The organism is Kitasatospora sp. NPDC056731 (assembly GCF_040687675.1).
In the GTDB taxonomy this organism is placed as follows: domain Bacteria; phylum Actinomycetota; class Actinomycetes; order Streptomycetales; family Streptomycetaceae; genus Kitasatospora.
This window is the reverse complement of sequence record NZ_JBFBNR010000009.1, coordinates 59,805-84,331: the sequence shown is the minus strand read 5'-3', so window position 1 is coordinate 84,331 and position 24,527 is coordinate 59,805. Positions and strand designations below refer to the sequence as shown.

General features: G+C 72.9%; 18 protein-coding genes and 2 tRNA genes. 10 read left to right on the top strand and 10 right to left on the bottom strand.

Annotated elements, in window-relative coordinates; all coding sequences use genetic code 11:
* Positions 1–25: 25 nt before the first annotated feature.
* Positions 26–1,984, bottom strand: a complete 1,959-nt coding sequence (locus tag AB0R04_RS11610) for an EAL domain-containing protein (RefSeq protein ID WP_363370175.1) — start codon at positions 1,982–1,984, stop codon at positions 26–28.
* 591 nt (positions 1,985–2,575) lie between these two features.
* On the bottom strand, positions 2,576–3,001 hold the full coding sequence (locus AB0R04_RS11605; RefSeq protein WP_363370173.1) for an OsmC family protein: 426 nt from the start codon (positions 2,999–3,001) through the stop codon (positions 2,576–2,578).
* Between the two features lie 263 nt (positions 3,002–3,264).
* Between AB0R04_RS11605 and AB0R04_RS11600 the strand changes: the two genes are divergently transcribed.
* Complete coding sequence (locus AB0R04_RS11600; RefSeq protein ID WP_063349265.1) at positions 3,265–3,600, top strand: chorismate mutase; 336 nt, start codon at positions 3,265–3,267, stop codon at positions 3,598–3,600.
* 157 nt (positions 3,601–3,757) lie between these two features.
* Complete coding sequence (gene lepB / locus AB0R04_RS11595) at positions 3,758–4,567, top strand: signal peptidase I (protein ID WP_363370171.1); 810 nt, start codon at positions 3,758–3,760, stop codon at positions 4,565–4,567.
* Here the strand turns inward: lepB and AB0R04_RS11590 are convergent.
* From AB0R04_RS11590 to AB0R04_RS11580, 3 genes are all read right to left on the bottom strand, one after another.
* Positions 4,530–5,606, bottom strand: coding sequence for a DMT family transporter (locus AB0R04_RS11590; RefSeq protein WP_363370169.1), 1,077 nt, complete (start codon positions 5,604–5,606; stop codon positions 4,530–4,532). The genes lepB and AB0R04_RS11590 overlap by 38 nt on opposite strands.
* Before the next feature lie 153 nt (positions 5,607–5,759).
* Positions 5,760–8,201: a transglycosylase domain-containing protein gene (locus AB0R04_RS11585; RefSeq protein ID WP_363370167.1), complete on the bottom strand. Its 2,442-nt coding sequence runs from the start codon at positions 8,199–8,201 to the stop codon at positions 5,760–5,762.
* A 223-nt stretch (positions 8,202–8,424) separates the two neighbouring features.
* Positions 8,425–8,498 (bottom strand) — tRNA-Lys (locus AB0R04_RS11580).
* 202 nt (positions 8,499–8,700) lie between these two features.
* On the opposite strand from AB0R04_RS11580, the gene AB0R04_RS11575 reads away from it, so the two are divergent.
* Positions 8,701–9,441: a DUF998 domain-containing protein gene (locus AB0R04_RS11575; protein ID WP_363370372.1), complete on the top strand. Its 741-nt coding sequence runs from the start codon at positions 8,701–8,703 to the stop codon at positions 9,439–9,441.
* Positions 9,438–10,319, top strand: a complete 882-nt coding sequence (locus AB0R04_RS11570; protein WP_363370165.1) for an alpha/beta hydrolase — start codon at positions 9,438–9,440, stop codon at positions 10,317–10,319. Before AB0R04_RS11575 ends, AB0R04_RS11570 begins: the two co-directional genes overlap by 4 nt.
* A 101-nt stretch (positions 10,320–10,420) precedes the next feature.
* Here the strand turns inward: AB0R04_RS11570 and AB0R04_RS11565 are convergent.
* The 4 genes from AB0R04_RS11565 to AB0R04_RS11550 all read right to left on the bottom strand — a co-directional run bounded on the left by AB0R04_RS11565 (position 10,421) and on the right by AB0R04_RS11550 (position 14,596).
* Positions 10,421–10,494, bottom strand: a tRNA-Lys gene (locus AB0R04_RS11565).
* A gap of 97 nt (positions 10,495–10,591) precedes the next feature.
* The gene (locus AB0R04_RS11560) at positions 10,592–12,673 is read right to left on the bottom strand and encodes an ABC transporter ATP-binding protein (RefSeq protein WP_363370163.1); all 2,082 of its coding nucleotides are present in this window, start codon (positions 12,671–12,673) and stop codon (positions 10,592–10,594) included.
* Positions 12,670–13,599: an ABC transporter permease gene (locus AB0R04_RS11555; protein WP_363370161.1), complete on the bottom strand. Its 930-nt coding sequence runs from the start codon at positions 13,597–13,599 to the stop codon at positions 12,670–12,672. The genes AB0R04_RS11560 and AB0R04_RS11555 overlap by 4 nt, the downstream gene beginning before the upstream one ends.
* Before the next feature lie 16 nt (positions 13,600–13,615).
* A complete protein-coding gene (locus AB0R04_RS11550; RefSeq protein WP_063349271.1) occupies positions 13,616–14,596 on the bottom strand; it encodes an ABC transporter permease in 981 nt (326 codons plus the stop codon).
* Positions 14,597–14,942: 346 nt separating this feature from the next.
* Between AB0R04_RS11550 and AB0R04_RS11545 the strand changes: the two genes are divergently transcribed.
* The gene (locus AB0R04_RS11545) at positions 14,943–16,646 is read left to right on the top strand and encodes an ABC transporter family substrate-binding protein (protein WP_363370159.1); all 1,704 of its coding nucleotides are present in this window, start codon (positions 14,943–14,945) and stop codon (positions 16,644–16,646) included.
* 453 nt (positions 16,647–17,099) lie between these two features.
* Positions 17,100–18,290: a low temperature requirement protein A gene (locus tag AB0R04_RS11540; protein WP_363370157.1), complete on the top strand. Its 1,191-nt coding sequence runs from the start codon at positions 17,100–17,102 to the stop codon at positions 18,288–18,290.
* A gap of 82 nt (positions 18,291–18,372) precedes the next feature.
* Here the strand turns inward: AB0R04_RS11540 and AB0R04_RS11535 are convergent, their stop codons facing one another.
* The gene (locus AB0R04_RS11535; RefSeq protein ID WP_244293453.1) at positions 18,373–19,347 is read right to left on the bottom strand and encodes a LysR family transcriptional regulator; all 975 of its coding nucleotides are present in this window, start codon (positions 19,345–19,347) and stop codon (positions 18,373–18,375) included.
* Positions 19,348–19,607: 260 nt separating this feature from the next.
* Here AB0R04_RS11535 and snpA (AB0R04_RS11530) point away from each other — a divergent pair, with 260 nt between their 5' ends.
* The 4 genes from snpA (AB0R04_RS11530) (at position 19,608) to AB0R04_RS11515 (ending at position 24,339) form a co-directional block, all read left to right on the top strand.
* Positions 19,608–20,249 carry a snapalysin gene (gene snpA, locus AB0R04_RS11530; protein ID WP_363370154.1) on the top strand — a complete coding sequence of 214 codons (642 nt, stop codon included), beginning with the start codon at positions 19,608–19,610 and terminating at the stop codon, positions 20,247–20,249.
* Between the two features lie 341 nt (positions 20,250–20,590).
* Positions 20,591–21,214, top strand: a complete 624-nt coding sequence (gene snpA / locus AB0R04_RS11525) for a snapalysin (RefSeq protein ID WP_363370153.1) — start codon at positions 20,591–20,593, stop codon at positions 21,212–21,214.
* A 182-nt stretch (positions 21,215–21,396) separates the two neighbouring features.
* Positions 21,397–22,056 (top strand): pentapeptide repeat-containing protein, encoded by a 660-nt coding sequence (locus tag AB0R04_RS11520; protein WP_363370151.1) that lies wholly within the window; start codon positions 21,397–21,399, stop codon positions 22,054–22,056.
* 207 nt (positions 22,057–22,263) lie between these two features.
* Positions 22,264–24,339 carry a phosphocholine-specific phospholipase C gene (locus AB0R04_RS11515; RefSeq protein WP_363370149.1) on the top strand — a complete coding sequence of 692 codons (2,076 nt, stop codon included), beginning with the start codon at positions 22,264–22,266 and terminating at the stop codon, positions 24,337–24,339.
* The last annotated feature ends 188 nt before the right edge of the window (positions 24,340–24,527 follow it).

Sequence of the window (24,527 nt, the reverse complement as noted above, 5' to 3'; positions counted from 1 at the left end):
GGGTCCGCAGTGGGGCCGGCCCTGGCTACCGGCTGGTGTCCGGGCCGGGGCGGTCCTTGCGGAGTATGGCGGCGACGAGCTCGGCCTCGCCCGGCCGGGCGAAGTACCAGCCCTGGGCGGTGTCGCAGCCGGTCAGCCGCAGCCGTTCGGCCTGCGCGGCGCTCTCGATCCCCTCGGCGGTGACGGTCAGGCCGAGGGTGTGGGCCAGCTGCACCATCGCGCCCACGATCTGCTCGTCGGCGTCGCTGCGGCGGGAGCCGAGCTCGGGGAGTTCCGAAGGGTTCGTCGCCGGGGCCGGGTCGCGGAACCCCTCGATGAAGGTGCCGTCGAGTTTCAGGACGTGCACCGGCAGCCGGGAGAGGTAGGCCAGGTTGGAGTAGCCGGTGCCGAAGTCGTCGATCGCGATCCGCACGCCCATGTCCGCGAGCGCCTGGAGCGCCTGCAACGGCCGTCCGCCGGGGCCGAGCAGGGCGCTCTCGGTGATCTCCAGCTGAAGCAGCCGGGCCGGCAACCCGGTGCGTTCGAGGGCGCGGGCGACGTCGGCGACCACGTCGGAGTCCCAGATCTGGCGGGCGGCCAGATTGACGCTCACGAAGGTCTCGGTCTCGGGGAACTCGGTGAGCCACTGCCGGGCCTGGCGGCAGGACTCCTCCAGCACCCAGGTGCCGAGGGGCACGATCGCGCCGGTCTCCTCGGCGAGCGGGATGAAGCGGTCAGGCGAGAGCGTCCCGTAGCGGGGGTGGCGCCAGCGGACGAGGGCCTCCGCGCCGTGGACGGCTCCGTCGGCCAGGCCGACCAGCGGCTGGTACTCGATGGTGAACTCGCCGCGCTCCAGGGCGGGCCGCAGTGCGGTGGCGAGGAGCTGGCGGGTCAGCTGGTGGGCGCCGCGGTCCGGGTCGTAGAGGGTCCAGCGGGCGCGGCCGTCGGCCTTGGACCAGTAGAGCGTGGCGTCGGCGTCCTTGACCAGGTCGGTCGGGGTGGTCTCGTGCACGGACCGTTCGACGACGCCGACGCTGGCCGTGATGACCAGCCGGTGTCCGGCGACGTCGAAGGGGTGTTCCAGTTCCTGGAGGATCCGGGCGGCCAGGTCGGTCAGTTGGTCGCTGCCCCGGCTGTCGGTGACCAGGACGGCGAACTCGTCACCGCCCATCCGGGCCACCAGGTGGGCGTCGTGCCCGGAGAACCCGCCGCGCAGCCGGGCGGCGACGGCGATCAGCAACTGGTCGCCGATGTGGTGCCCGAGCGTCTCGTTGATCGCCGCGAAGCCGTCGAGGTCCAGGTAGCAGACGCCGACCCGGCGCCCGTCCGCCGGCGCGAGGACGGTGTCGCTGGTGCCGGCGGTGCCGGCGGTGTCGGGAGCCTCGGCGGGCTCAGCGGTCCCGGTGGCCCCGGTGGCCGTGACGCAGGCGGCGTCGAGCCGCTCGAAGAAGGACGTCCGGTTGGGCAGTCGGGTCAGCGGGTCGTGCAGGGCCTGGTACTCCAGACGGTCACCGAGCCGGCGCTGCTCGGTGATGTCCTCCACCAGTGCGAGGGTGTAGAGCGGCTGGCCGGCGCCGTCCCGGATCAGCGAGACGGTGACCTTGCTCCAGACGGTGCGGCCCTCGCGGTGCTTGAGCTGCTTCTCCACGCGGAACCGCTCCCGCCCGCCGTGGACGAGTTCGGGGAAGAGCCGGTGCGGCATGCCCTCCGGATCGATGATCTCGTGCAGGTGGGTGCGGACCAGTTCGCCGACGCTGCGTCCGATCAGGGCGGCGAAGGCGGGATTGACCTCGATGATCCGGTCCTCGGGGTCGATCAGGGCCATCCCGATGACCGCGTTGCAGAAGGCGGCCCGGAAGCGGGATTCGCTGGCCCGCAGCGCGGCCAGCAACCGGTCGTTGCCGCCGTTCTCCTGGCCTGGGCCGTCGACGGCGCTCCGGTGGGGGCCGTCGGTCAGCGGCGCCGAGCAGGTGGGGCAGAGCAGCATCCCGGGGTCGTCCAGCACGGTTCTCGTCGCACCCGCCGTACCCGCCGCACTCGCCGTGCCGACGGCCCGGCCGCCGGTCGCGACAGCACCGACGACGCCAACCGGACCGACCGGACCGACGGTGCTGATGTCCGGGCCCAGGAGGGGTGTTGTGAGGTGACGGTGGTGCGGTGTTTCCTCGTGCCGCACGCCCGGGTGGTGTGCGTCGGCCCCCTCGTTCTGGCCCGGCACGGCATGCTCCCGTCCGCTGCTGACGCTGGATGCTGGTCCGGCCGGCCGATCGGGACTCCGGCGGCCGGCTCCGCACTCTGTCGCGGTCCTCGGAGTCGGTCCGGTGCGGGGCGCCCGCCGTGGGGCGCTGTCGCGCGGAGACCCGCGTGAAGAACAGGGCGCTGCGGCCGATCATAGGCCGCGGCGGCAACGCGCGGTGACCGCCGCCAGGGTGATTCGCCCGCTTTGTGATCATGTGCGGCGGTACGCGCAGACGCCCCCGGTGCACATCACATGATGTGCGCCAGGGGCGCGTGCGCCGAGATCGCGCCCCCGGGCGCCGACCGCGCGCCCGGAGCGGCCGGAGCGCGCCGGGATCCGCCGGGATCCGTCGGGGCGTCAGGCCAGCTTGGCGGTGAGGGTGATGGTGGTGCCGGTGAGCGCCTTGCTGACCGGGCAGTTGGCCTTGGCGTCCTCGGCGGCCTTGGCGAAGTCGGCCTCGTCCAGTCCGGGCACCTCGCCGGTGACGGTCAGGTGGATGCCGGTGATGCCGGTGCCGGGCTGGAAGGTGACGTCGGCCTGGGTGTCCAGCTTGACGGGCGGGGTGCCGGCGCCGGTCAGGCCGTGCGAGAGGGCCATCGAGAAGCACGCGGAGTGAGCGGCGGCGATCAGCTCCTCCGGGCTGGTCTTGCCGTTGGGCTGTTCGGCCCGGGCCGGCCAGGAGACGGGGTACTCGCCGATCCCGGACGAGGCGAAGGTCACCTGCCCCTTGCCGTCGAGCAGATTGCCTTCCCAAGCGGTGCGGGCGGTGCGGGTGGTTGCCACGATCGGTACCTCCGTTACTGAGGGACTGCTGAGTCGTCACTTCCGGTCATGCGCGCACCAGCCTACGGGGCGGCCCCCGTTCGGCCCGGGGTGGCGCGGGCCCGGATCGGCGCCGGGTGCCGGGCGGTGCGGGCAATGTCCGGATTGTGGACGGATCCGCCAAAAGGTGCGGCTCCACCACGGGGGCCCTGTTAGATTTGCCCGGGCCCGAGCCCGGCCGCCGTACGGCCGGGTGCCCACTTCAGACACCGGGAGCCGCCCCGATGACGGACCACCCCACGACCCCCGACGCCGGCCTGACCGACGGGGTCGACGCCGCCGTGCGGGCGGAGCTGACCAGCCTGCGCGAGAGCATCGACAACATCGATGCCGCGGTGGTCCACATGCTGGCCGAGCGCTTCAAGGCGACCCAGCGGGTCGGCCGGCTCAAGGCCGAGCACAAGCTGCCGCCGGCCGATCCGGCGCGTGAGCGCGACCAGATCAAGCGGCTGCGGGAGCTGGCCGCCGGGGCCAAGCTGGACCCGGTCTTCGCCGAGAAGTTCCTGACTTTCATCATCGCCGAGGTCATCCGGCACCACGAGGCCATCGCCCGCGCTTGAGAGCGCACCCCTGAGGGGGTCGGTGGTGAGCCGTCGAGGACGGCCCCGGCGCCGCCCGGCCCGGACATGTCGGGGGCGGCTAAACGCCGGATTTCGTGAGGCTCCGGGGTTGGCGTAGCGTGCAGGTTCCCCCAGCCGGAGAGGTGGAGCAGCGACGATGGCGGTGAACCTGCCCGAAACGCCGAGCGATGCCGGGTCCGGTCCGGCCCCCGCCGCCGGACGCGGCCCCGGTGCTTCCGAGGCCCCTGACGCGCCCGGAGGCCGCGCCGAGGCCCGCCGCCGTGCGCGCGGTTCGCGTGGCCGCAAGGCCCGGCGGACCGGGCGTCGGCCTCGGCCCTGGTGGATCGAGATCCCGGCGATGGCGGCGGTGGGCCTGGTGGTCGCGCTGCTGATCAAGACCTGCCTGTTCCAGGTGTTCACCATCCCGTCCGGCTCGATGGAGAACACGCTGCGGATCGGCGACCGGGTGGGCGTGAACAAGCTGGCGCCGCTGACCGGCTGGAAGCCGGAGCCCGGGCAGCCGGTGGTGTTCAAGGATCCGGGTGGCTGGCTCCCGCCGCAGCCCGTCGACTCGAACCCGTTCACCAACGCGGTCGGCTCGGTGCTGAGCTTCGTCGGCCTGGTGCCGCCGAAGGACGACAACTACCTGGTCAAGCGGGTCATCGCGACCGGCGGCCAGACCGTGCAGTGCACGGGCACCACGCTGACCGTCGACGGGAAGAAGGTCGACGAGCCGTATCTGCACCCCGGCGACGACTCCTGCGCGGGCCTGGACTTCGGGCCGGTGACGGTGCCCTCGGGCCACGTCTGGGTCGAGGGCGACCACCGCAGCGACTCGGCGGACTCCCGCTACCACCAGCGCGGTCCGGGGGGCGGGGCCGTGCCGGTGGACAACGTGGTCGGGCCGGTGTCGGCCGTGGTGTGGCCGCTCAATCACCTCGACTGGTTCGGCTGGGTCGGCCGCTGACCTGCCGCTCGGCGGCGACCCGCTCCGGAGTGTCCGGAGCATCCCGGGAGTCCGGAGCGTCTCGGGCGTCCCGGGAATCCCGAGCACCCTTGGCGTCTGCGGCCTCCGCGGCCGCCGGCTTGCCGGTCTGCGCCGCGAAGGCGCCGGTCAGCACGAGCAGGCCGCCCGCGATCTGCGGCAGACCGAGGTGCTCGCCGAGCAGGACCCAGGCCAGCACGGTGGCGACGACCGCCTCCAGGTTGGCCACCACCCCGGCGACCGGGGGCGAGAGGTGCCCGACGGCGATCACGCCGGTCAGGTAGGCGAGCACGGTCGCGATGAGGATCATCCAGGCGGCCGGGAGCAGCGCGGGCAGGGTGTGCCCGTTCATCACCACGGACCCGCCGAGCGTGCTCCAGTCGGCCTGCCAGGGCCGGGTGGAGACGGTGAGCAGGACGGCGCCGATCAGCAGCCCGAACGCGCTGACCGCCAGCGGGTCGACCGGGCGCTCGCCCCGGCGGCCGGCGTCGGCGAGCACGAAGTAGCCGACCTGGCAGCAGGCCGCGCCGAGGGCGAAGAGCACGCCCAGCGCGTCGAAGCTCAGGCCGTTCCAGACCTCCACCACGCAGGCCAGCCCGGCGACCGCGACGCCGGCGCCGATCGCGGCGCCCCGGCTGATCGGCTTGCGCTGGACGAACTTGACGTAGCCGATGAGCAGCGGCGGTCCGAGGTACTCGATGAGCAGGGCGACGCCGACCGGGATGCGGGAGATCGCCGCGAAGTAGCAGGCCTGGACGCCGGCCACGGCGAGCAGGCCGAACCCGATCAGCAGGCCGGGGCGGCGCAGGACGGCGTCACGGTGGCGGTAGGCGATGGGGAGCAGGACCACGGCGGCGCCGGTGACCCGGAGCCACACCACGTGCAGCGGTGAGAGGCCGGCCTCGATCAGCGGTTTCGCGGCGGTGCCGGAGCCGCCGAAGGCGAACGCGGAGATCAGCGCGAGGCTGAGGCCGAGGGTTCTGCCCGTGGGGAGGGTGGGCGAGGCCGTTGATCTGTGCACCGACGCATTGTGACAGTCATACCGGGCGTTCAGTAAGGTGCCATTCCGTCATTTGGTCCTGCACGGAACTGTGCGCAGCGGCGCACTCACCCAGCCCGCGCACGACCCTCCCGCCGTCCGCGCCCCCTCGCCGCCCGGGCGCCCCCCCCGCCGCTACCCGGCGTTCGCCCCCGCCCCGGTGAGCGTGTCCGGCCCGCCCGTGGGCTGGGTGGTCGGCTGCGTGGTCGGCGCCGTGGTCGGGCCGGTGGAGGGTGTCGGCCGGCCGGTGGGCCGCCCGGTGGGCCGCGTCGTCGGTGGGGCGGTCGGTTGTTGGGTGGCCGGGGGCGCGGTCGGCGGGCTGGTCACGCCGCCGCCGCCGGAGTTCGAGCCGCCGGCCGGCGTGGTCGGACCCGAGCCCGATCCGCCCCCGGTCCCGGCCCCGGCGCCGTCGCTCGGCGGGGTGGTCGGCGCCGCGGGGGCGGTCGAGCCGCCGTTCGAGCCGGTCCCGGTCGACGGGGTGGCGCTCGGCGAGGACGGGGCCGTCGGCAGATCGGTGGCGCCGGCGGAGTCGCCGCCGTCGGCCGGGGTCTGGAAGTCGCTGACCGGCACGCCCTTGAGTGCCGCCTTCATGTAGCTGGTCCAGATCTGCGCCGGGAACTGGCCGCCCGCCGCGCCGTCGATCCCGCCGACGCCGCTCAGGCTGACCTGGGCGCCGCTGCCCGGGTCCTGGCCGAACAGGGCCACCGAGGTGACCAGCTCGGGGGTGTAACCGACGAACCAGACCGACTTCTGGTCGTCGGTGGTGCCGGTCTTGCCGGCCACCGGGCGACCCAGTGCCTTCGCTCGCCAGCCGGTGCCGCCCGGGTCGCTCACCACGCCCTGGAGCATCGAGGTGACCTGGTTCGCGGTGTCCGTGCTGATCGCCTGGGTGGTCTTGTGCGCGGGCAGCGGGACGGCCTCGCCCTCGCGGTCCACGGACTGCACCAGCCACGGGGTGATCTGCTTGCCGCCGTTGTCCAGCGCCGCGTACACGCCGGCCATGTCGAGCACGCTCGGGGTGGCCGCGCCGAGCGGGATGGACGGCACCGGGTCGAGGCCCGGGGTGCTGCCGGGCAGGCCCAGCGCGATGCCGGTGTCCTTGACCTTCTGGAGCCCGGTGTCCTGGGCCAGCTGGGCGAACGCCGAGTTGACGGACCAGTCGGTGGCCTGCTGGAGGGAGATCTGGCCGTAGCTCCTGTCGCCCTCGTTCGGCGGCGCGTACGGGGTGCCCTTGCCGCCGCGGACCTTGCGGCCGCTGGTGCCGTCGTAGACGGTGCGCGGGGTGACGGTCCGGCCGTCCTGGGTCTTGGCGTTGTTCTCGAACGCGGCCGCCAGGGCGATCGCCTTGAAGGTCGAGCCGGCCTGGTAGTCCCGCCGGGTCGCGTTGTCGACGTAGTGCTTGACGTAGTCGACGCCGCCGTAGAGGGCGACGACCGCGCCGGTCTTCGGGTCCACGGAGACGGCGCCGGCCTGGGCGGCCGCGTCCTTCTTCCGCTTGTCCGGGTTCAGGGTGTCGCGCAGCTGCGCCTGGACGGAGTCCTGGAGGGCCTGCTGGCGGGCCGGGTCGATGCTCAGCTTGATCGTGTAGCCGCCCTTGGCCAGCTCGGTCTCGCTGATGACCTGGTTCGAGGTGAGGTACTGGGTGGCCTCGTTCACCAGGTAGCCGGTCTGGCCGGACAGGCCCGGGTTGGGCTGCGGGTCCTTGACGTCCGGGAACGTGATGGCGGACCGCTCCTCGGCGGAGAGCCAGCCCTCCTTGACCATGCCGTCCAGCACGTAGTTCCAGCGGTTGACGGCGTTCTGCTTGCCGGCCGGGGTCGCGGTGGCCACGTCGTAGGCGCTCGGGGCGTTCAGCAGGGTGGCCAGGTAGGCGCCCTGGGCGGGGTCGAGCGCGGAGGCGTCGACGCCGAAGTACGCGTGGGCGGCGGCCTGGATGCCGTAGGCGCCGCGGCCGTAGTAGGAGGTGTTCAGGTAGCCGGAGAGGACGTCGTCCTTGCTCTCGGTGGCGTCCACCTTGATGGCTATGAAGAGTTCCTTCACCTTGCGGGTGACCGACTGCTTCTGGTTCAGGTACGTGTTCTTCACGTACTGCTGGGTGATCGTGGAGCCGCCCTGGGTGCCCGCGCCCTTGGCGGTGTTGACCGCGGCCCGGAGCAGGCCCTGCACGTTGACGGCGCCCTCGTGGTAGAAGTTGCGGTCCTCGGCGGCCAGTGCGGCGTGCTGGGCGGCGGGGGAGACCTTGTCCAGGCTGACGTTCTGCCGGTTGGTCTGGCCGGTGCGGGTGATCACGGAGCCGTCGGCGTAGAGCCAGGTGTTGCTCTGCGCGGTCGCGGCGGCGTGCGCGTCGGGGACCTTCACCAGCGTGACCCCGAGCGCGAACAGGCCGACGCCGAGCAGCAGGGCCACGGCGAGGCCGAGCAGGCTCATCCGCCAGGTGGGGATCAGCCGGCGCCAGCCGGTGCGCTTCGGACGGCGGGGCTTCCTGCCGCCGGTCGCGGGGGCGGCGCGCTGGAAGCGTTTGACCGGTCGGAGGCCTGTCGACGGCGTGCGACGGCCGCTCTGGGCGTTCTCGGACAAGGCGCGGCCTTTCCTGCGGGCGGAGCGGGTCAGCCTGCACGGACGGGGACATCGGTGGTTAGGGACCTTTGTCCCGATTCCGGTTTACTGCCCTGGACGAGCCGGGCGGGCCGATTGGCTCCACCGGAACGGCAATCGAGACCGACATCACACGCAAAACGGACGTCGAAGGCCAAAAAATTGAGGAGCCCCTCGCTGCTGCGAGAGGCTCCCCAAATGTCTGTGCGCCGCCAGGGACTCGAACCCCGGACCCGCTGATTAAGAGTCAGCTGCTCTAACCAACTGAGCTAGCGGCGCCTGCTGACCTGGAAAACAATACACGGTCCCGGCGGGTGCCTCGAACCGCCCGGAACCGCCCGCATCCGCGCGGGAGCCGGCCCGCCGCCGAGCTGTCCGTTTCCGCCCGGTTGGGGTGCAGTTCGCCGCCGGTTAGGGTGGAACGGTGCCCAGCCCCAAGCCCGGACACCCGAACGCGCGGAAGGCGGTCGCCGCGCTGCTGATGCTCAGCGCCACGGCGTACACCGCGTGGGTGCTGGAGGTCGTGCTGAGCACCGGACTCGACCCGGTGCAGGCGTACATCAGCGAACTCGCGGCCGAGGACCAGCCGCTGGGCGGCCTGTTCCGGGCCACCGACCTGGTCGCCGGGCTCTGTGTGCTCGCCGCGGCCGTCACCGCCCTCGCCGGCGGGCAGGCCGGGCCGCGCGGTGCCCGGCGCGGGTGGGCGGTGGTCGGCTGGTCCGCCCTCGCCCTGTTCGGCGCGGCGACCGCCGCCGACTCTCGGCTGCCGCTCAGCTGCGCCCCCACCAGCGACGAGATGTGCGCCGCCCGCGAGACCGCCGGGCTCGTCCCCGCGACCCACACCGCGCACGCCGTCACCAGCAGCCTCGCCATGCTCGGTGCGCTCACCGGGCTGGCCGCGCTCACCGTGGCCGCCCGCCGCTACGGCTGGTGGCCGCCGGTGCGCCGGATCGGGCCCTGGCTGCTCGGCGCCGAACTGCTGGCCACCGGCTGGAGCCTGGCCGCGATCGCCGCCTTCGAGGCCGGGCGCGGCACCTGGGCGCTCGGGGCCGGCCAGCGGCTCCAGGTGCTGCTGGTGGCGCTCTGGCTGGCCGTCCTGGCAGTGAGCCTGGCCCTCCCCGCGGGGGTGCCGGGCGACGAATCCACCTGGTCCGACGCTTCTCCGCCGGCGCACCGGGGGCCCCGGTCGGCCGAACGGCCCCCGGGCCGGGAGCCGGCATGACCGCACCCGACGACCCCCGCGCCCGGGCGCGCTTCCTGCGCGTCGACGGCGTCCCGCTGCACGTCCGCACCGAGGGCAGCGGCCCGGTCTGCCTGCTCACCGGGGGCCTCGGCAGCAGCTGGTTCGACTGGGACCTGGTCGTCCCCTTTCTCACGCCCTACCGCACCGTGGTCCGCTTCGACCGGCCCGGCTACGGGCTGAGCGCCCCCGAGCCCGCCACCGGGCGGCCCGCCCCGACGGCCGCCGGCGAGGCCGAGCGGATCCGCGCGGTGCTGGACGGCCTCGGGCTGCGCGGGCCCTGCACCGTCGTCGGCCACTCGATGGCCGGCTTCCACGTCGAGGCCTTCGCCCGGTTGCACCCCGACCGGGCCGCCGGGCTGGTCCTGGTGGACAGCAGCGTCGAGCCGGCGGCCCGGCCGTACCCGGCCCCCGGCGCGCGCGACCTGGCGGCCCGGGCGCTCGCGGGCGCCGCCACCGCCGTCGCCGTGCCGTACCTGCTCGGCCCGGCCGCCCGCCGACTGACGGCCCGGCTGTCCACGGTCTGCCGCGAGGACCTCGCCCCGGCGCCGCTGGTGCGGCACTGCTACCGCACCGGCCGGGCCCTGCGCGCCCTGCTGCGGGAGAACGCGCGCTACCTCGACCTGGCCGCCGAGGTGGACGGGCTGCGGCGCACCCGGCCGCTGCCCGAGGGCCTGCCGGTCACCGTGCTCGCCGCCGACGACGGCTGCCGCAGCCGCCGCACCGAGGAGTGGCTGGCCGGCCAGCGGGAGCTCGCGGCGCTGCTCGGGGCCGACTACCGCACCACCGCCCCGGCCGGGCACCTGGTGATGTTCGACCGCCCGGACGCGGTGGCCTCCGCGGTCCTGGACACCGGCTGAGGCCGGGCACCCGCTGCGGCGCCCACCGAAAGGCCTACTGAAAGGCCCACTGAAACGCCTCAGGCCGCCCACCGAAGTGAGCGGCCTGAGACCTTGCCATGTGCGCCGCCAGGGACTCGAACCCCGGACCCGCTGATTAAGAGTCAGCTGCTCTAACCAACTGAGCTAGCGGCGCCTGCTGACTCGGAGAACTTTACACGGCGCCCGGTCGATCCGCCGAATCGCTTTCGAGTGGTCACCCGTAGTGATCGCGGGCGGCCAGCTACGGCCGGCTACGACTCCGGGTAGTGGCAGGCCGCCTGGTGGTCCTGTGCCGGGGTGTCGCCGAGGAGCGCCGGCCGTTCCTGTTCGCACCGCGTGCGGGCGGCCGGGTCGGCGAGGCGGGCGTACACCGGGCAGCGGGTGCGGAAGGGGCAGCCGGTGCGCCGCTCGGTGGGGGAGGGCGGGTCGCCGGCGAGCAGGATGCGGTCGCGGGCGCGCTCGGCGGCGGGGTCGGGCAGCGGGACAGCGGAGAGCAGGGCGCGGGTGTACGGGTGCCGGGGGCGGTCGAAGACGGCGGAGACCTCGCCCTGTTCGACCGTCCGCCCGAGGTACATGACGCTGACCCGGTCGGCGAGGTGCCGGATCACCGAGAGGTCGTGCGAGACGAACAGGTAGGAGAGGCCGAGTTCGGCCTTGAGCGCTTGCAGCAGGTTGAGCACCCCGGCCTGGATGGAGACGTCCAGGGCGGAGACCGGTTCGTCCAGGACCAGCAGTTTCGGCCGGACGGCCAGGGCCCGGGCGATGGAGACGCGCTGGCGCTGCCCGCCGGAGAACTGGTGCGGGTAGCGGGTGGCGTGGTCCGGGTCGAGACCGACCTGGTGCAGCAGTTCGGGCACCCGGCGGGCGATCTCCTCGCGTGCGGCGTGCTGGGCGCGCAGCGGTTCGGCGATGATGTCGCCGATCGGCATCCGCGGGTCGAGGCTGGCCATCGGGTCCTGGAAGACGATCTGCAGTCGGGCGCGCAGCCGGTGGGCCTCGGCGCGGGAGAGCTTGGCGGTGTCGTGGCCGAGTAGTTCGATCCGGCCGGTCTCGGGGGCGGTGAGGTTCAGCAGTTCGAACAGCGTGGTGGACTTGCCGGAGCCGGACTCCCCGACCAGGCCGAGGGTTTCGCCCTCCCGGAGGTCCAGGTCGACGCCGTCCACCGCGTAGACCTCGCCGACCCGGCGCTTGAACACCGTGCCCTTGAGGAGCGGAAACGTTTTGCCCAGGCCGCTCACCGCCAGCACCGGCGCCCGCGAGCCCCGGTCCCTCGGGTCTCCCCGGTCCTCCGGAGCGGCCGACGGGGCCGGAAGCGCCGGCACCGGGTAGACGTCGGCCGGCGCGGGCCGCCGCTCGGCCAGCTCCGCCGACCGGACGCAGGCCGCCAGGTGACCGTCGCCCCCGGCCAGTTCCGGCTCCGCCGCCGAGCAGCGCTCCTCCGCGAGCGGGCAGCGGGCGGCGAACGGGCAGCCCGGCGGCAGGTCGGCCATCGGGGCGGGTGCGCCGGGGATCGGGACGAGCGGGCCGCCGAGCCCGTCCAGCCGGGGCACCGCGCCGATCAGGCCGAGTGTGTACGGGTGGCGCGGGGCCGCGAACAGCTCGTCCACCCCGGCGGTCTCGACCACCCGCCCCGCGTACATCACCGCGACCCGGTCGGCCATCCCGGCGATCACCCCGAGGTCGTGGCTGACCAGGACGAGGGCCGCGCCGGTCTCCCGCTGCGCGGTGCGCAGCACGTCCAGCACCTGGGCCTGGATGGTGACGTCCAGCGCGGTGGTCGGCTCGTCGGCGAGCAGGATGTCGGGGTCGTTGGCGATCGCCATGGCGATCATCGCGCGCTGGCGCATGCCGCCGGAGAACTCGTGCGGGAAGCTGTCCAGGGCCCGTTCGGGGGCCGGGATGCCCACCAGGTCGAGGAGTTCGGCGGCCCGGCGGCGGGCGGCGGCCCGGTCGACCCGCTGGTGGATGCGGACGGCCTCGGCGATCTGGTCGCCGATCCGGTAGACCGGGGTGAAGGCGGACAGCGGGTCCTGGAAGACCATGGCGATCCGGCGACCGCGGATCGCGGCGAGCTCCTTGCCGGGCAGCCCGACCAGTTCCCGCCCGTCCAGCTGCACCGAGCCCTGGACGCCGGCCGTCTTCGGCAGCAGTCCGAGCACGGACAGCGCGGTGACGGACTTGCCGGAGCCGGACTCGCCGACGATGCCGAGGGTCTCGCCGCGCCGCAGGGTGAGGTCCACCCCGCGGACGGCGGGGACGGGGCCGTGCGGCCCGGCGAAGTCCACCCGCAGGTCGCTGACGGCGAGCAGGGGGGTGTCGACGGTGGTGGTCACGGCTTCTTCCTCCGGGCGGAGCGGCGGCGGGGCGCGCCCCCGGCGGTGGGGTCGAGGGCGTCGCGCAGCCCGTCGCCGATCAGGTTGACGGCGAGGACGAACAGCACCAGCAGGCCGGCGGCGAAGTAGAACAGCCAGGGGAACACCGGGGCTTCGCTGGTCCCGGCGGCGAGCAGGGTGCCGAGCGAGACGTCCGGCGGTTTGACGCCGAAGCCGAAGTAGGAGAGCGCGGTCTCGCTCATCACGGCGCCGCCGACCGCGATGGTGGCGTCGATGATGAGGAAGGAGGCGACGTTCGGCAGGATGTGGCGGGTGATGATCCGCAGCGGCCGCACCCCCATGAACCGTGCGGCGCGGACGAATTCGCGGTCGCGCAGCGAGATGGTCATCGAGCGGACCACCCGGGCGGTGATCATCCAGTTGAACAGGGCGAGCAGCAGCACGAAGGCGATCCAGCCGGCGCTCTTCAGCCGGGGCGAGACGATGGTGATGATCAGGAAGCTGGGGAAGACCAGCAGCAGGTCCACCGCGAACATCAGCGCGCGGTCGGCCCAGCCGCCGAAGTAGCCGGCGCAGGCGCCGACCAGGGAGGCCAGTACGGTGGAGAACAGCGCCACCAGCAGGCCGATGACCAGCGACTTCTGCAGGCCGCGGACGGTCTGCGCGAAGACGTCCTGGCCGATCCCGTTGGTGCCGAACCAGTGCTCGGCGGACGGCGGTTGGTGCAGCGCGCCGAAGTCGGGGGCGGCGTAGTCCCAGGGCGTCAGGTACGGCCCGCCGAAGGCGAGCGCGAACAGCAGCAGGACGATCACGGCTCCGGCGACGGCCCCGCGGGCGGCGAGCAGCCGGGCGAGGACGAGCCGGGCCCGGCCGGTGGTGCGGGGGGCGGCGGCCGGGGCGGCCGGTTCCACGGCGACGGTGGTCATGTCAGTTCACCTCCGGTCAGGACCGCACGCGCGGGTCGAGGGCGGCGTGCAGGGTGTCGGCGAGGAAGCCGGAGGCGAGGACGACGACGGCGGTGAACAGGTTGACGGCGACGACCGAGTTGACGTCCTGTTCGTTGATCGACTGGATCAGCCACTCGCCCATGCCGTGCCAGCCGAAGATCGTCTCGGTGAAGATCGCGCCGGTGAAGATGCCCAGGAAGCTGTAGGCGAACATGGTCGACATCGGGATCACCGCGGTCCGCAGCCCGTGCTTGACCAGCGCCCGGCGGCGGGTGAGCCCCTTGGCCTCGGCGGTGCGCAGGTAGTCGGAGCCGAGCACGTCGAGCATGGTGCCGCGCTGGTAGCGGCTGTAGGTGGCGAGGCCGCCGAGTGCGAGCGAGATGGTGGGCAGCAGCAGGTGCAGCGCCCAGTCGGCGAGGTGGGCGCCGAGGCCGCCGGTCAGTCCGGGGGTCTCGTAGCCGGTGAACGGGATGACGTCGTGGCCGGCCGCGTCCTTGGCGGCGATCGCGCCGTTCTTGAGGAACAGCGCGACCAGGAAGACCGGGGTGGAGAGCAGGACGAAGGAGAGCACGGTGAGCAGCCGGTCGGAGATCCGGTACTGGCGGACGGCGCTCCAGGCCCCGGCGGCGATGCCGAGGACGATGCCGAGCAGGCTGCCGAGCAGCAGCAGCCGCAGCGAGACCCAGACCCGGCGGCCGAAGTCGTCGGTGACCGGGGTGTCGTGGATGGTCCGGCCGAGGTCGCCGTGGAGCAGCCCGTCGGCCCAGTGGCCGAAGCGTTCGACGACCGGGGTGCGGTCGTTCAGGTTGAGCGCGGTGAGCTGGCGCTCGACCGACTCGGCGGCCGGGCGGGGGACCTTGGCGTCGAAGTAGGTGCGCGGCTGGAGGGCGGTCGCGGAGATCGCGTACGCCAGAAAGACGGCGGCGATCAGCAGCACCGCGTAGTAGCTCAGGCGCTTCGCCAGGTAACGGAACATCAACGGCCGCCCGGGGTGGGGGAGGGGCCGACGCGTCTGGTGGGCATCGGGTGGTTGGCCTTCGGTCGGGGCCCGTTCAGGCCTTCGGACGGCAGGGGGACGGGGCGGTACGGGGAAAGCGCAGGTCAGAGTCTGGCACCGGTGCGAGGCCGGGGTGTTGCGGCGGTATTGCCGCGGATGACTTCTGGATCAGGTGTGCGGTCCTCCCCCTGGTGACGGAACTGATCGGCTGTTACGTTCTGCTGGCCCGGTGCCGACTTGGCTGCCCACGCTCAAGCCCCGCCACACCTAGCGCGGCACAACTGCCCGTTACCGCCCGTTTCGAAGACCTCACCAGGGGGACTCCATGGACGCTTCCACCACGGCCCGCCGCCTCGGCCGGGCGACGGCCCTCGCCGTCGCCGTCGCGCTGGCGGTCACCGCGTGCACCTCGGGCGGGGGCGGCTCGGCCGACAAGGTGGCGAAGAGCGAGCCGCCCCGGCAGGACTCCCAGGACATCAACGCCAAGCCGCTGGACCAGGTCAAGGACGGCGGCGAGGTGCGGTTCCCGCTGTACCAGTGGATCACCCAGTGGAACCCGTTCCAGGTGGACGGCACCTACGGCGACGCGGTCTCGATCATGCGCGCCCTGGAGCCGTCGCTCTTCAACACGGACGCCTCCGGCACCTTCCAGCCCGACACCGACTACCTGCTGGACGCCAAGGTCACCTCGACCTCGCCCGAGGTGATCACCTACAAGCTCAACCCCAAGGCCAAGTGGTCGGACGGAAAGCCGCTCAGCTACCTGGACTTCAAGGCCGACTGGCAGGCCAGCAACGGCAAGGACCCGGCGTACAACATCGCCGACCCGTCCGGCTACGAGCAGATCTCCGCCGTCGAGCAGGGGGCCGACCCGAGCGAGGTCAAGGTCACCTTCTCCGAGCCGTACGCGGACTGGCAGAACCTGTTCCGCCCGCTGATCCCGGCGGCCGGCATCGCCACCCCGGACGACTTCAACAAGGGCTGGGTGGAGAAGATCCCGATCACCGCGGGCGCGCTGAAGGTCGGCGTGGCGGACAAGACCGCGCAGACCCTCACTCTCGTCCCGGACCCGGCCTGGTGGGGCACCAAGGCCAAGGCGGACAAGATCACCTTCCGGGTGATGACCCAGTCCGCGACCACCCAGTCGTACCTCAACAACGAGATCGACCTCGCCACGGCCGGCACCGCCGCCGCGTACGGGCAGCTCAAGGACGCCAAGGACACCGCGATCCGGGCCGCCAGCCCGTGGGACGAGGTGCACATCTCCTTCGGCTCCGGCGGCGCGCTGGCGGACCAGAAGGTCCGCCAGGCGCTCGGCAAGGCGCTCGACCGGTCCGCGCTGATCAAGATCGCCAACAACGGCGTGCCGGTGGAGTTCAAGCCGCTCGGCAACCACATCTTCATGCCCAACCAGACCGGCTACCAGGACAACTCGGGCGAGTGGGCGAAGTTCGACGTCCCCGCCGCCAAGAAGCTGCTGGACGACGCCGGTTGGAAGGAGGCGGGCGCCGGCCAGCCGCGCACCAAGGACGGCCAGTCGCTGCAACTGCACTGGACGGTCAACGAGTCCACCCCGCAGGCCCAGATCGACCTGGCCACCGCCGCCGCCGCGATGTGGCTGCAGGCCGGGGTCAAGGTGAGCCTGGACAAGGTGCCCGCCAACGACTTCTTCACCAAGTACGTGAACCCGGGCAAGTTCGAGATCGCGAGCTGGCGCAACACCGACTCGTTCCCGCTCTCCAAGAGCCTGGGCAACTTCCGTCTGCCGGTGGGGGACAACACCTTCAACAACCCCTCGCGCATCGGCAGCCAGGAGGTCGACGACCTGCTCAAGAAGGCGGCCGGGACGGTCGACCCGGTGGAGGCCGCGAAGCTCTACAACCAGGCCGACGCGAAGATCTGGGAGCTCGGCCACACCGTCGAGCTCTACCAGCGGCCGACCGTGGTGGCGACGCGCAAGGGCCTCGCCAACTACGGTGCCTTCGGCCTGGCCGGGGAGGACTACGCCAAGGTCGGCTGGGAGAAGTAGTCCCCGCCGCGGACGCGGCGAGAGCGACCGGGCGGCAGGCGCTGGCGAGCAGCGCGGTGATCACGAGGCCGGTGGTACGGACACGGGAAGGTCGGCTCTGCCGCCCCCGTTCTCCTGCCACCGGCCTTGACCTTCCGCGTTGCCCGCAGGCCGCCCGTGTCGTGGGGCCCCGCAAGGCCCGCGCTCGCTTCCAACCGGGGACGAATCTAGCGGGGCCGTCCGGCCGGCCGCGGCGCAGCGCGCGGGGCGCGCCCGGAAACCCTCCGTGCTGTCACCCGGTTCGCGCACCGGGGCGTCAACTACGGCTGACGGCAAGGAAAAAAGGGGACGAACGACGCAATCGACCCCGGGATCGCGAACCGCTGCGCCCGTCGCGCCGGTGCGTGCGCGGGGCCCGGGCCGCTGCCAGGATGCGCGGGACAGCCAGCCCCTCCCGAACCCGGAGCAGCACCGATGGCCAGCGAATCCGCCGCCGCCCCCCACCCGCGCCCCGTCGACCCGCCCCCGGTGCGCCGGATGGTCCCGCGCGACCGGGACGAGCCGCACCGGGTCGCCACCCCGCTGGAACTCTTCTTCGACCTCTGCTTCGTGGTCGCCGTCGGCCAGGCCGGGCGCGAACTCGCCCACTCCCTGGCGGCCGGCCACTACGGCGACGGCCTGCGCGGCTACGCGATCGCCTTCTTCGCGATCTGGTGGGCCTGGATGAACTTCACCTGGTTCGCCTCCGCGTACGACTGCGACGACGTGCCGTACCGGGTCACCACGCTGGTGCAGATCGCCGGGGTGCTGGTCCTCGCGGCCGGGGTGCCACGGCTGTTCGCCACCCAGGACCTGACGCTGGCGATCGCCGGGTACGTGGTGATGCGCCTGGCGATGGTCACCCAGTGGCTGCGCGCGGCGGCCGCAGAGCAGGGCGAGGCGCGCCAGGTCGCCGTGCGGTACGCGGTCGGGATCGCGCTCTGCCAGGTGGGCTGGGTGGTGGTGGTGCTGCTGCCGGACGCCGTCCGGCCGGTGGTCATCCCGCTCGGGGTGCTGTGCGAGCTGGCCGTGCCGGTGGTCGCCGAACTGCGGATGCAGACCTCCTGGCACCCGCACCACATCGCCGAGCGGTACGGGCTGTTCACCCTGATCGTGCTCGGCGAGACGGTGGCGGCTGCGACGGTCGCGGTGCAGTCGGCGGTGGACGAGCACGAGGAGCTGGGCCGGCTGCTGCCGGTGGCGATCGGCGGCCTGCTGATCTGCTTCGCGGCCTGGTGGATCTACTTCGCCCGGCCGGTCCACGAGCACCTGCGCTCCAACCGGCAGGCCTTCGCCTGGGGGTACGGCCACTACCTGGTGTTCGGCGCGGCCGCCGCGATCGGCACCGGACTGGAGGTGGCGGTGGAGTCGGCCGTGCACCAGACGGAGATCTCCGCGACGGCCGCCACCGCGACGGTCACCGTGCCCACCGCGCTCTACCTGCTCACGGTCTGGCTGCTGCACTCCCGGCACACCAAGACCGGCGCGGCGCAGGCGCTGGCCCCGACCGGGGCGGTGCTGGTGCTGGCCTGCACCGCGCTCGGCGGCTCCGGCGTGCCGGCGGCGGGCCTGGTCTGCGCGCTGACCGTGGCGGTGGGCCTGCTGCTGCACAGCCGGGAGGGCTGACGGGGGCGCTGGGCGGGTCTGGGGTGCCCGGTGGTTCTGGGGAGCCCGGCCGTCGTTCGTCGGCCGGGCGGCCAGGTGATGCTCAGGCGCAGTCCAGCAGGATCGGCTCGTGCCGGGCCAGCCACGCCAGGTAGGCCGGGTTGACCTTGGCCAGGTCCAGGTAGGCGGCGCGCAGTTCGCCGTACAGCGCGTCCAGCGCGGGCTGGCTGAGCGCGCGCGGGCGCCAGGTGAGCAGCAGCCGGACGGCCAGCGGGTCCCCGTGCACGGGGCGCACCACCGTGCCGGGCCCGGGGGCGGAGGTCGGCTGGCAGGGGCGGACGGCCTCGCCGGAGGCGACGAGTTCGGCGGCGGTGGCGTTGTCCCGCACCTGGACCACCCGGGGGTTGAGCCCGGCCTCGCTGAACACCCGGCGCATCGCCGCGTACTCGTGGTCGGCGGTCGGGTCGACCATCCAGGTGTCCTCGGCGAGGTCGGTCAGGTGGACGACCGGGCGGGCGGCGGCCGGGTGTCCGGCGGCGAGCGCGACGAACTGCGGCTCACGGGCCATCAGCACCCGGTGCTCGGCGTCCGGCGGCACCCGTAGCGGGAAGCCCTCGCTCTCGTAGACGAAGGCCACGTCCAGCTGGTCGGCGGCGACCATCCGCAGCAGGGCGCTGGCCGAGACGTCGACGTGGATGGTGGTGTCGGTGTCCGGCAGCCGTTCGTGCACCCGGCGCAGCCAGGCGGCGACCGCCCGGCTGCCGACGCTGCCGATCCGCAGTCGGCGCTGTCGCCCGGGGCCGGCCGCGTCGCGGGCCTCCTGGCGGGCGGCGGCCACCAGCGCGGCCATCTCGGTGATCACCGGCCGGGCCCGGGACAGCACCGAGTGGCCGAGCGCGGTGGGCCGGCTGCCGGTCTGCTCGCGGGTGAACAGGGTGCCGCCGATGGCCCGTTCGATGCGGTGCAGCTGGGTGGTGAGGGAGGGCTGGGTCATGCCGAGCTGGAGCGCGGCCTTGCGGAGGCTGCCGGTGTCGGCGATCGCGCACACCACCCGGAGGTGTCTCACGTCGAGCTCCACGCCCGGAGCATAGACGCCACCCGGCCACATCGCCAAGGACATGACAGAACAAAACGCGGCAGGAGGGCACGTGGCGGGCCCCGCCGGTATGCGGCCGTGCTATCGCCGGTTGACATCATCCGCCGCGGGCCCGGGCGGGTCGAAGCTCAGGGGCAGCGAATCCGCCCCGGCCCCACCGGGGCGCCCCCACCGTCGCCGAAGCCGTGTCCGGCCCCCACCGGCCCCGGCGGTTCGGCGTACCGCGAATCCGGAGCCCCCACATGAAGCGATCCGTGCTGTCTGCCGCGCTCGGCCTGGCCCTTGCGGCCGGTCTCGCCGTGCTGCCCACCACTGCCGCGTCCGCCGCCACCCCCGGCCCGGCCGTCCAGGGCTACACCGCCTCGACGTACGCCGGTTCGGCCGCCGAGGCCGCGAACAACCAGGCGTTCTTCCACGCCGTGATGGCCTCCGCCAAGGCCAAGCAGGCCGCCAACCCGTGGCTGCAGACCGTCACCGTCACCTACGACACCGCCAGCGCGCCCTCCTTCACCAGCCAGATATCCCAGGCCGCGCAGATCTGGAACAGCTCGGTCAGCAACGTCCAGCTCCAGGCGAGCAGCGGCACCGGCGACTTCTCGTACTACGAGGGCAACGACAGCCGCGGCTCCTACGCCAGCACCGACGGCCACGGCCACGGCTACGTCTTCCTCGACTACCAGCAGAACCAGCAGTACAGCTCGCTGCGCGTCACCGCGCACGAGACCGGGCACGTGCTCGGCCTGCCCGACAACTACTCCGGCCCGTGCAGCGAGCTGATGTCCGGCGGCGGCCCCGGCACCTCCTGCACCAACCCCTACCCCGACAGCAACGAGCGCGGCCAGGTCGACAGCCTCTGGTCGAACGGCGTCGATTCCGTGAACTAGGGGAGTCGGCGAACTCGCGTCGGCACCAACGAAGTTGCCGAAGACCTTCGGGTGCGGCGGGCCGCCCGGCCGGAATCGGGTGGCCCGCCGCTCGGTTGCTTCCCCGATCGGGAGCCTAACCGCCGGTGGAGCGGAATGCCAGGGGCACGCGCGAGTCAAGGCCGGTTAAAGACATCTCAAATCGCTTTACCGCAAGGGGTATTGATCGAAGCTATCGCGGGTTGACATCATCCGCCCGCCCGCCGGGCTGCCCGAAGCTCTGGGGACATCACCCGCTGACCAGGTGTCCCCCAGGGCCGGCCCCCAACCGGCCACGGCACCACCGGAATCGGAGCCCCCACATGAAGCGATCCGTGCTGTCCGCCGCGCTCGGCCTGGCCCTCGCGGCCGGTCTCGCCGTGCTGCCCACCACTGCCGCGTCCGCCGCCACCCCCGGCCCGGCCGTCCAGGGCTACACCGCCTCGACGTACGCCGGTTCGGCCGCCGAGGCCGCGAACAACCAGGCGTTCTTCCAGGCCGTGATGGCCTCCGCCAAGGCCAAGCAGGCCGCCAGCCCGAACCTGGCGACCGTCGTCGTCACCTACGACGCCAGCTCGGCACCGAGCTTCCGCACCCAGATCGCCAACGCCGCGCAGATCTGGAACAGCTCGGTCAGCAACGTCCAGCTGCGGTCCGGCTCGGGCGGCGACTTCTCGTACTACGAGGGCAACGACAGCCGCGGCTCCTACGCCAGCACCGACGGCCACGGGCGCGGCTACGTCTTCCTCGACTACCAGCAGAACCGGCAGTACAACTCGGTCCGGGTGACCGCGCACGAGACCGGGCACGTGCTCGGCCTGCCGGACCACTACTCCGGCCCGTGCAGCGAGCTGATGTCCGGCGGCGGCCCCGGCACCTCCTGCACCAACCCGTACCCGAACGGCACCGAGCGCAGCCGCGTCAACTCCCTCTGGGCGCGCGGCTGATCGTCCGCCAGGCGCCCCGGCCCGGCCGCAGCCCGCAGCGGCCGGGCCGGGGCGCCGTCGTCCGGAGGTCGCCGCTCTTCGGCGGGTGGTCGTCCGGCGGGTCGTCGTCCCGACCGTTGTCGGTGCCGCGTGCGAGCATGCGGGCGAGACCCGTTCGCCCCCGACCGTGAGGTGCCGCCGCCATGCCGCGTTCCGCCCCCGACCAGCTCGCCGACCTGCCGTACGCGGACCTGCTCCGCCCCCACGCCGGGCGGCTGCGCAGCGACGAGCGGTACGACACCACGCACTTCGACGGCGGCGAGCACACCGACGAGTCGGCGGCCGGGGCGGCGTTCCTGGAGTGCGCCTTCACCGGGGTCGCGCTCAGCGGGGTCAAGCTGCGCCAGGCCCGGTTCAACGAGGTCTGGGTGCAGGCCGGCCGCTGGGTGGCCTGCGACCTGAGCGACACCGAGTGGCAGGACAGCGCCTTCGTCGGCGGCGTGCTGGCCGGGGTCGCCGGATACGGCTCGGCGCTGCGCCGAGTGGTGTTCCGCGGCTGCAAGCTGGAGGCGGTCAACCTGCGGGCGGCCGTGCTGCGGGACGTCGTGTTCGAGGACTGCCTGCTGCGCGACGTGGACTTCGGCGAGGCCAAGCTGACCGAGGTGTCCTTCCCCGGCTCCACGCTGGGGGAGGTCCGGCTGCGCGGCGCCACCCTGAAGAAGACCGACCTGCGCGGGGCCGCCCGGCTGGGCCTCGCGGACGGCCACCAGGGGCTGCGCGGCGCGGTCATCAGCTCCACCCAACTGCTGGAACTGGCACCGCAGTTCGCCCACGCGCTGGGAATCGAGGTCAAGGACCGCTGACCAGCCGCCCGCTCCGTCCCTCCCCGCCGTTTCCGCCGCCCGTTCAGCCCGGCGTCGCTCGGTGACGCCCGGACGAACAGTCCGCCAACCCTGCCGCGCGCATCTGGTGGGCGCCTCCGGCCGGGGTGGAAGATGCTGCGCGATCGATGAGCCCCGACTTGTGTACACAACATCGCCAGATCGCCAGTGAAGGGACGGGCCGGGCTGATGGCCGAGCTGAGTCGTAGGAAGTTCGTCACGCTGTCCGGTGCCGCCGCGGCGGGCCTCGCCGTGGCCGGCACCAGCGCCGCAGGGGCCGCCCCCGGCGCACCCGCGGTGGCCTCCACCGCCACGCTCCAGCAGACCGGCACCATCAACGACGTGCAGCACGTGGTGATCCTGATGCAGGAGAACCGCAGCTTCGACCACTACTTCGGCACCCTGCGCGGGGTGCGCGGCTTCGCCGACCGCAGCGCCATCCAGATAGCCGGCGGCTACAGCGTCTTCAACCAGCCCAACGGCCTGCTCGGCCGCCAGTACCCGTGGCAGTTCAGCCAGACCAAACCGGCCGGCGGCGCCGACCCCGAGCGCCTCGCCCAATGCAATGGGGACCTCAGCCACGGCTGGAGCGATCAGCACAAGGCCTGGAACAGCGGCAAGATGGACTCCTGGGTCGCCGCCAAGGGCAACGTCCGCACCCTCGGCTTCCTCACCCGCCAGGACATCCCGTTCCACTACGCGCTCGCCGAGAACTGGACCATCTGCGACGCCTACCACTGCTCCGTGCTCAGCGCGACCGGCCCCAACCGCACCTACCACTGGTCCGGCCAGATCGACCCGGCCGGCAGCGCCGGCGGCCCCGCGTACGACGGCGGCGACGAGAAGGGCCTGCGCTGGCAGACCTACGCGGAGGCACTGGAGAGCGCCGGCGTCAGCTGGAAGGTCTACCAGAACGCCGCCGACAACTACGGCGACAACGCCCTCGCGTACTTCACCCAGTTCTCCGGCGCCCCGGCCGGCAGCCCGCTGGCCGTCAAGGGCATGGGCTCGGTGCCCAAGGCCACCGGCAGGACCCCGGACGACATCGCCGCCGCGATCAAGGCCGACGTGCTGAACGGCACCCTCCCGCAGGTCTCCTGGATCGTCCCCGACCAGGCCTCCTCCGAACACCCGTACGCCACCCCCGCCGACGGCGCGCACTTCCTCCACCTGGTGATCGACGCGCTGAACGCCGACCCGAACGTCTTCAACTCGTCCGTCCTGTTCATCAACTACGACGAGAACGACGGCTTCTTCGACCACGTCCCGCCGCCGGCCGCCCCCGCCGGCACCCCGGGCGAGTTCTACAACGGCACCAACATCGGCCTCGGCTTCCGCGTCCCGATGATCGCCGTCTCGCCCTGGACCCGCGGCGGCTGGGTCAACTCCGAGACCTTCGACCACACCTCCGTGCTGCGCTTCCTGGAGACCTGGACCGCCGCCCTCGGCACGCCCGCGCAATGCCGGAACATCAGCGACTGGCGCCGACGCGTCTGCGGCGACCTGACCAGCACGTTCGACTTCGCCAACCCGGTCTACGGCCTGCCCGGGCTGCCCGACACCTCGCAGACCATCGGCCTGTCGGCGTGCGGCCCGCTGCCCAACCCGGCCCCGGTCAACAACCAGCTGCCGATCCAGGAGAGCGGCACCCGGCCGGCCCGCGCCCTGCCGTACCAGCCGAACGCCAACCTGGACCACCTGGAATTCGGCTCCGGCGGGGTCATGAAGGTCTGGATCGCGATGGACAACGGGGGCACGGCGGCGGCGAAGTCCGCCCACTTCGCCGCCTACGCCAACGCCTACCGCAGCGGCGGCCCCTGGCAGTACACCGTCGACCCGGGCGGCACCACCAGCGACTTCTTCAACTGCGGCACCAACTTCGGCGGCGGCCCCTACGACCTGACGGTGGTCGGCCCCAACCGCTTCCTGCGCCGCTTCAAGGGCGACGCCACCAAGGCCGGCAAGAACGCGGCCGTCACGGCGTCGTACGCGGTCGAGCCGGGCACCGGCAAGCTCGCCGTCTACTTCAAGCTCGCCAACTCCGGTGCGACGCCCATGACCTTCACGATCGCGTCGAACAACTACCGCACGGACGGCCCCTGGACGTACCAGGTCCCCGCCGGCGGCAACGTCACCGACTTCTTCAACGCCGCGGCCTACAACAACGGCTGGTACGACTTCACGGTGACGGTCGACGCCGACAGCACCTGGTCCCAGCGCTTCACCGGCCACCTGGAAACGGGCACCCCCAGCATCACCGGCTGACGCCCCAGGCCCCGCTACCCGCTCCCTTGGGTGGCGGGGCCTCCATCCACTTCTGATCGATCGTCAACTCGGCGCGGAATAGTATTCCGATCCGCCTGCCGACCTTATGGCCGTCCGGGATCCTGCCTACCGTGAGCCCAAGGCGCAGAAGGTATCGCGCCTGAAGGTTCCGGACTATTCCCCGCCCA

Bases quoted from the DNA above. Each gene is read 5' to 3' on its own strand.
- AB0R04_RS11550 (WP_063349271.1), bottom strand. From the start codon at position 14,596: ATGTTCCGTTACCTGGCGAAGCGCCTGAGCTACTACGCGGTGCTGCTG.
- AB0R04_RS11570 (WP_363370165.1), top strand. From the start codon at position 9,438: ATGACCGCACCCGACGACCCCCGCGCCCGGGCGCGCTTCCTGCGCGTC.
- AB0R04_RS11575 (WP_363370372.1), top strand. From the start codon at position 8,701: ATGCTCAGCGCCACGGCGTACACCGCGTGGGTGCTGGAGGTCGTGCTG.
- snpA (WP_363370154.1), top strand. From the start codon at position 19,608: ATGAAGCGATCCGTGCTGTCTGCCGCGCTCGGCCTGGCCCTTGCGGCC.
- AB0R04_RS11600 (WP_063349265.1), top strand. From the start codon at position 3,265: ATGACGGACCACCCCACGACCCCCGACGCCGGCCTGACCGACGGGGTC.
- AB0R04_RS11545 (WP_363370159.1), top strand. From the start codon at position 14,943: ATGGACGCTTCCACCACGGCCCGCCGCCTCGGCCGGGCGACGGCCCTC.
- AB0R04_RS11540 (WP_363370157.1), top strand. From the start codon at position 17,100: ATGGCCAGCGAATCCGCCGCCGCCCCCCACCCGCGCCCCGTCGACCCG.
- AB0R04_RS11520 (WP_363370151.1), top strand. From the start codon at position 21,397: ATGCCGCGTTCCGCCCCCGACCAGCTCGCCGACCTGCCGTACGCGGAC.
- AB0R04_RS11515 (WP_363370149.1), top strand. From the start codon at position 22,264: ATGGCCGAGCTGAGTCGTAGGAAGTTCGTCACGCTGTCCGGTGCCGCC.
- lepB (WP_363370171.1), top strand. From the start codon at position 3,758: ATGGCGGTGAACCTGCCCGAAACGCCGAGCGATGCCGGGTCCGGTCCG.
- AB0R04_RS11555 (WP_363370161.1), bottom strand. From the start codon at position 13,599: ATGACCACCGTCGCCGTGGAACCGGCCGCCCCGGCCGCCGCCCCCCGC.
- snpA (WP_363370153.1), top strand. From the start codon at position 20,591: ATGAAGCGATCCGTGCTGTCCGCCGCGCTCGGCCTGGCCCTCGCGGCC.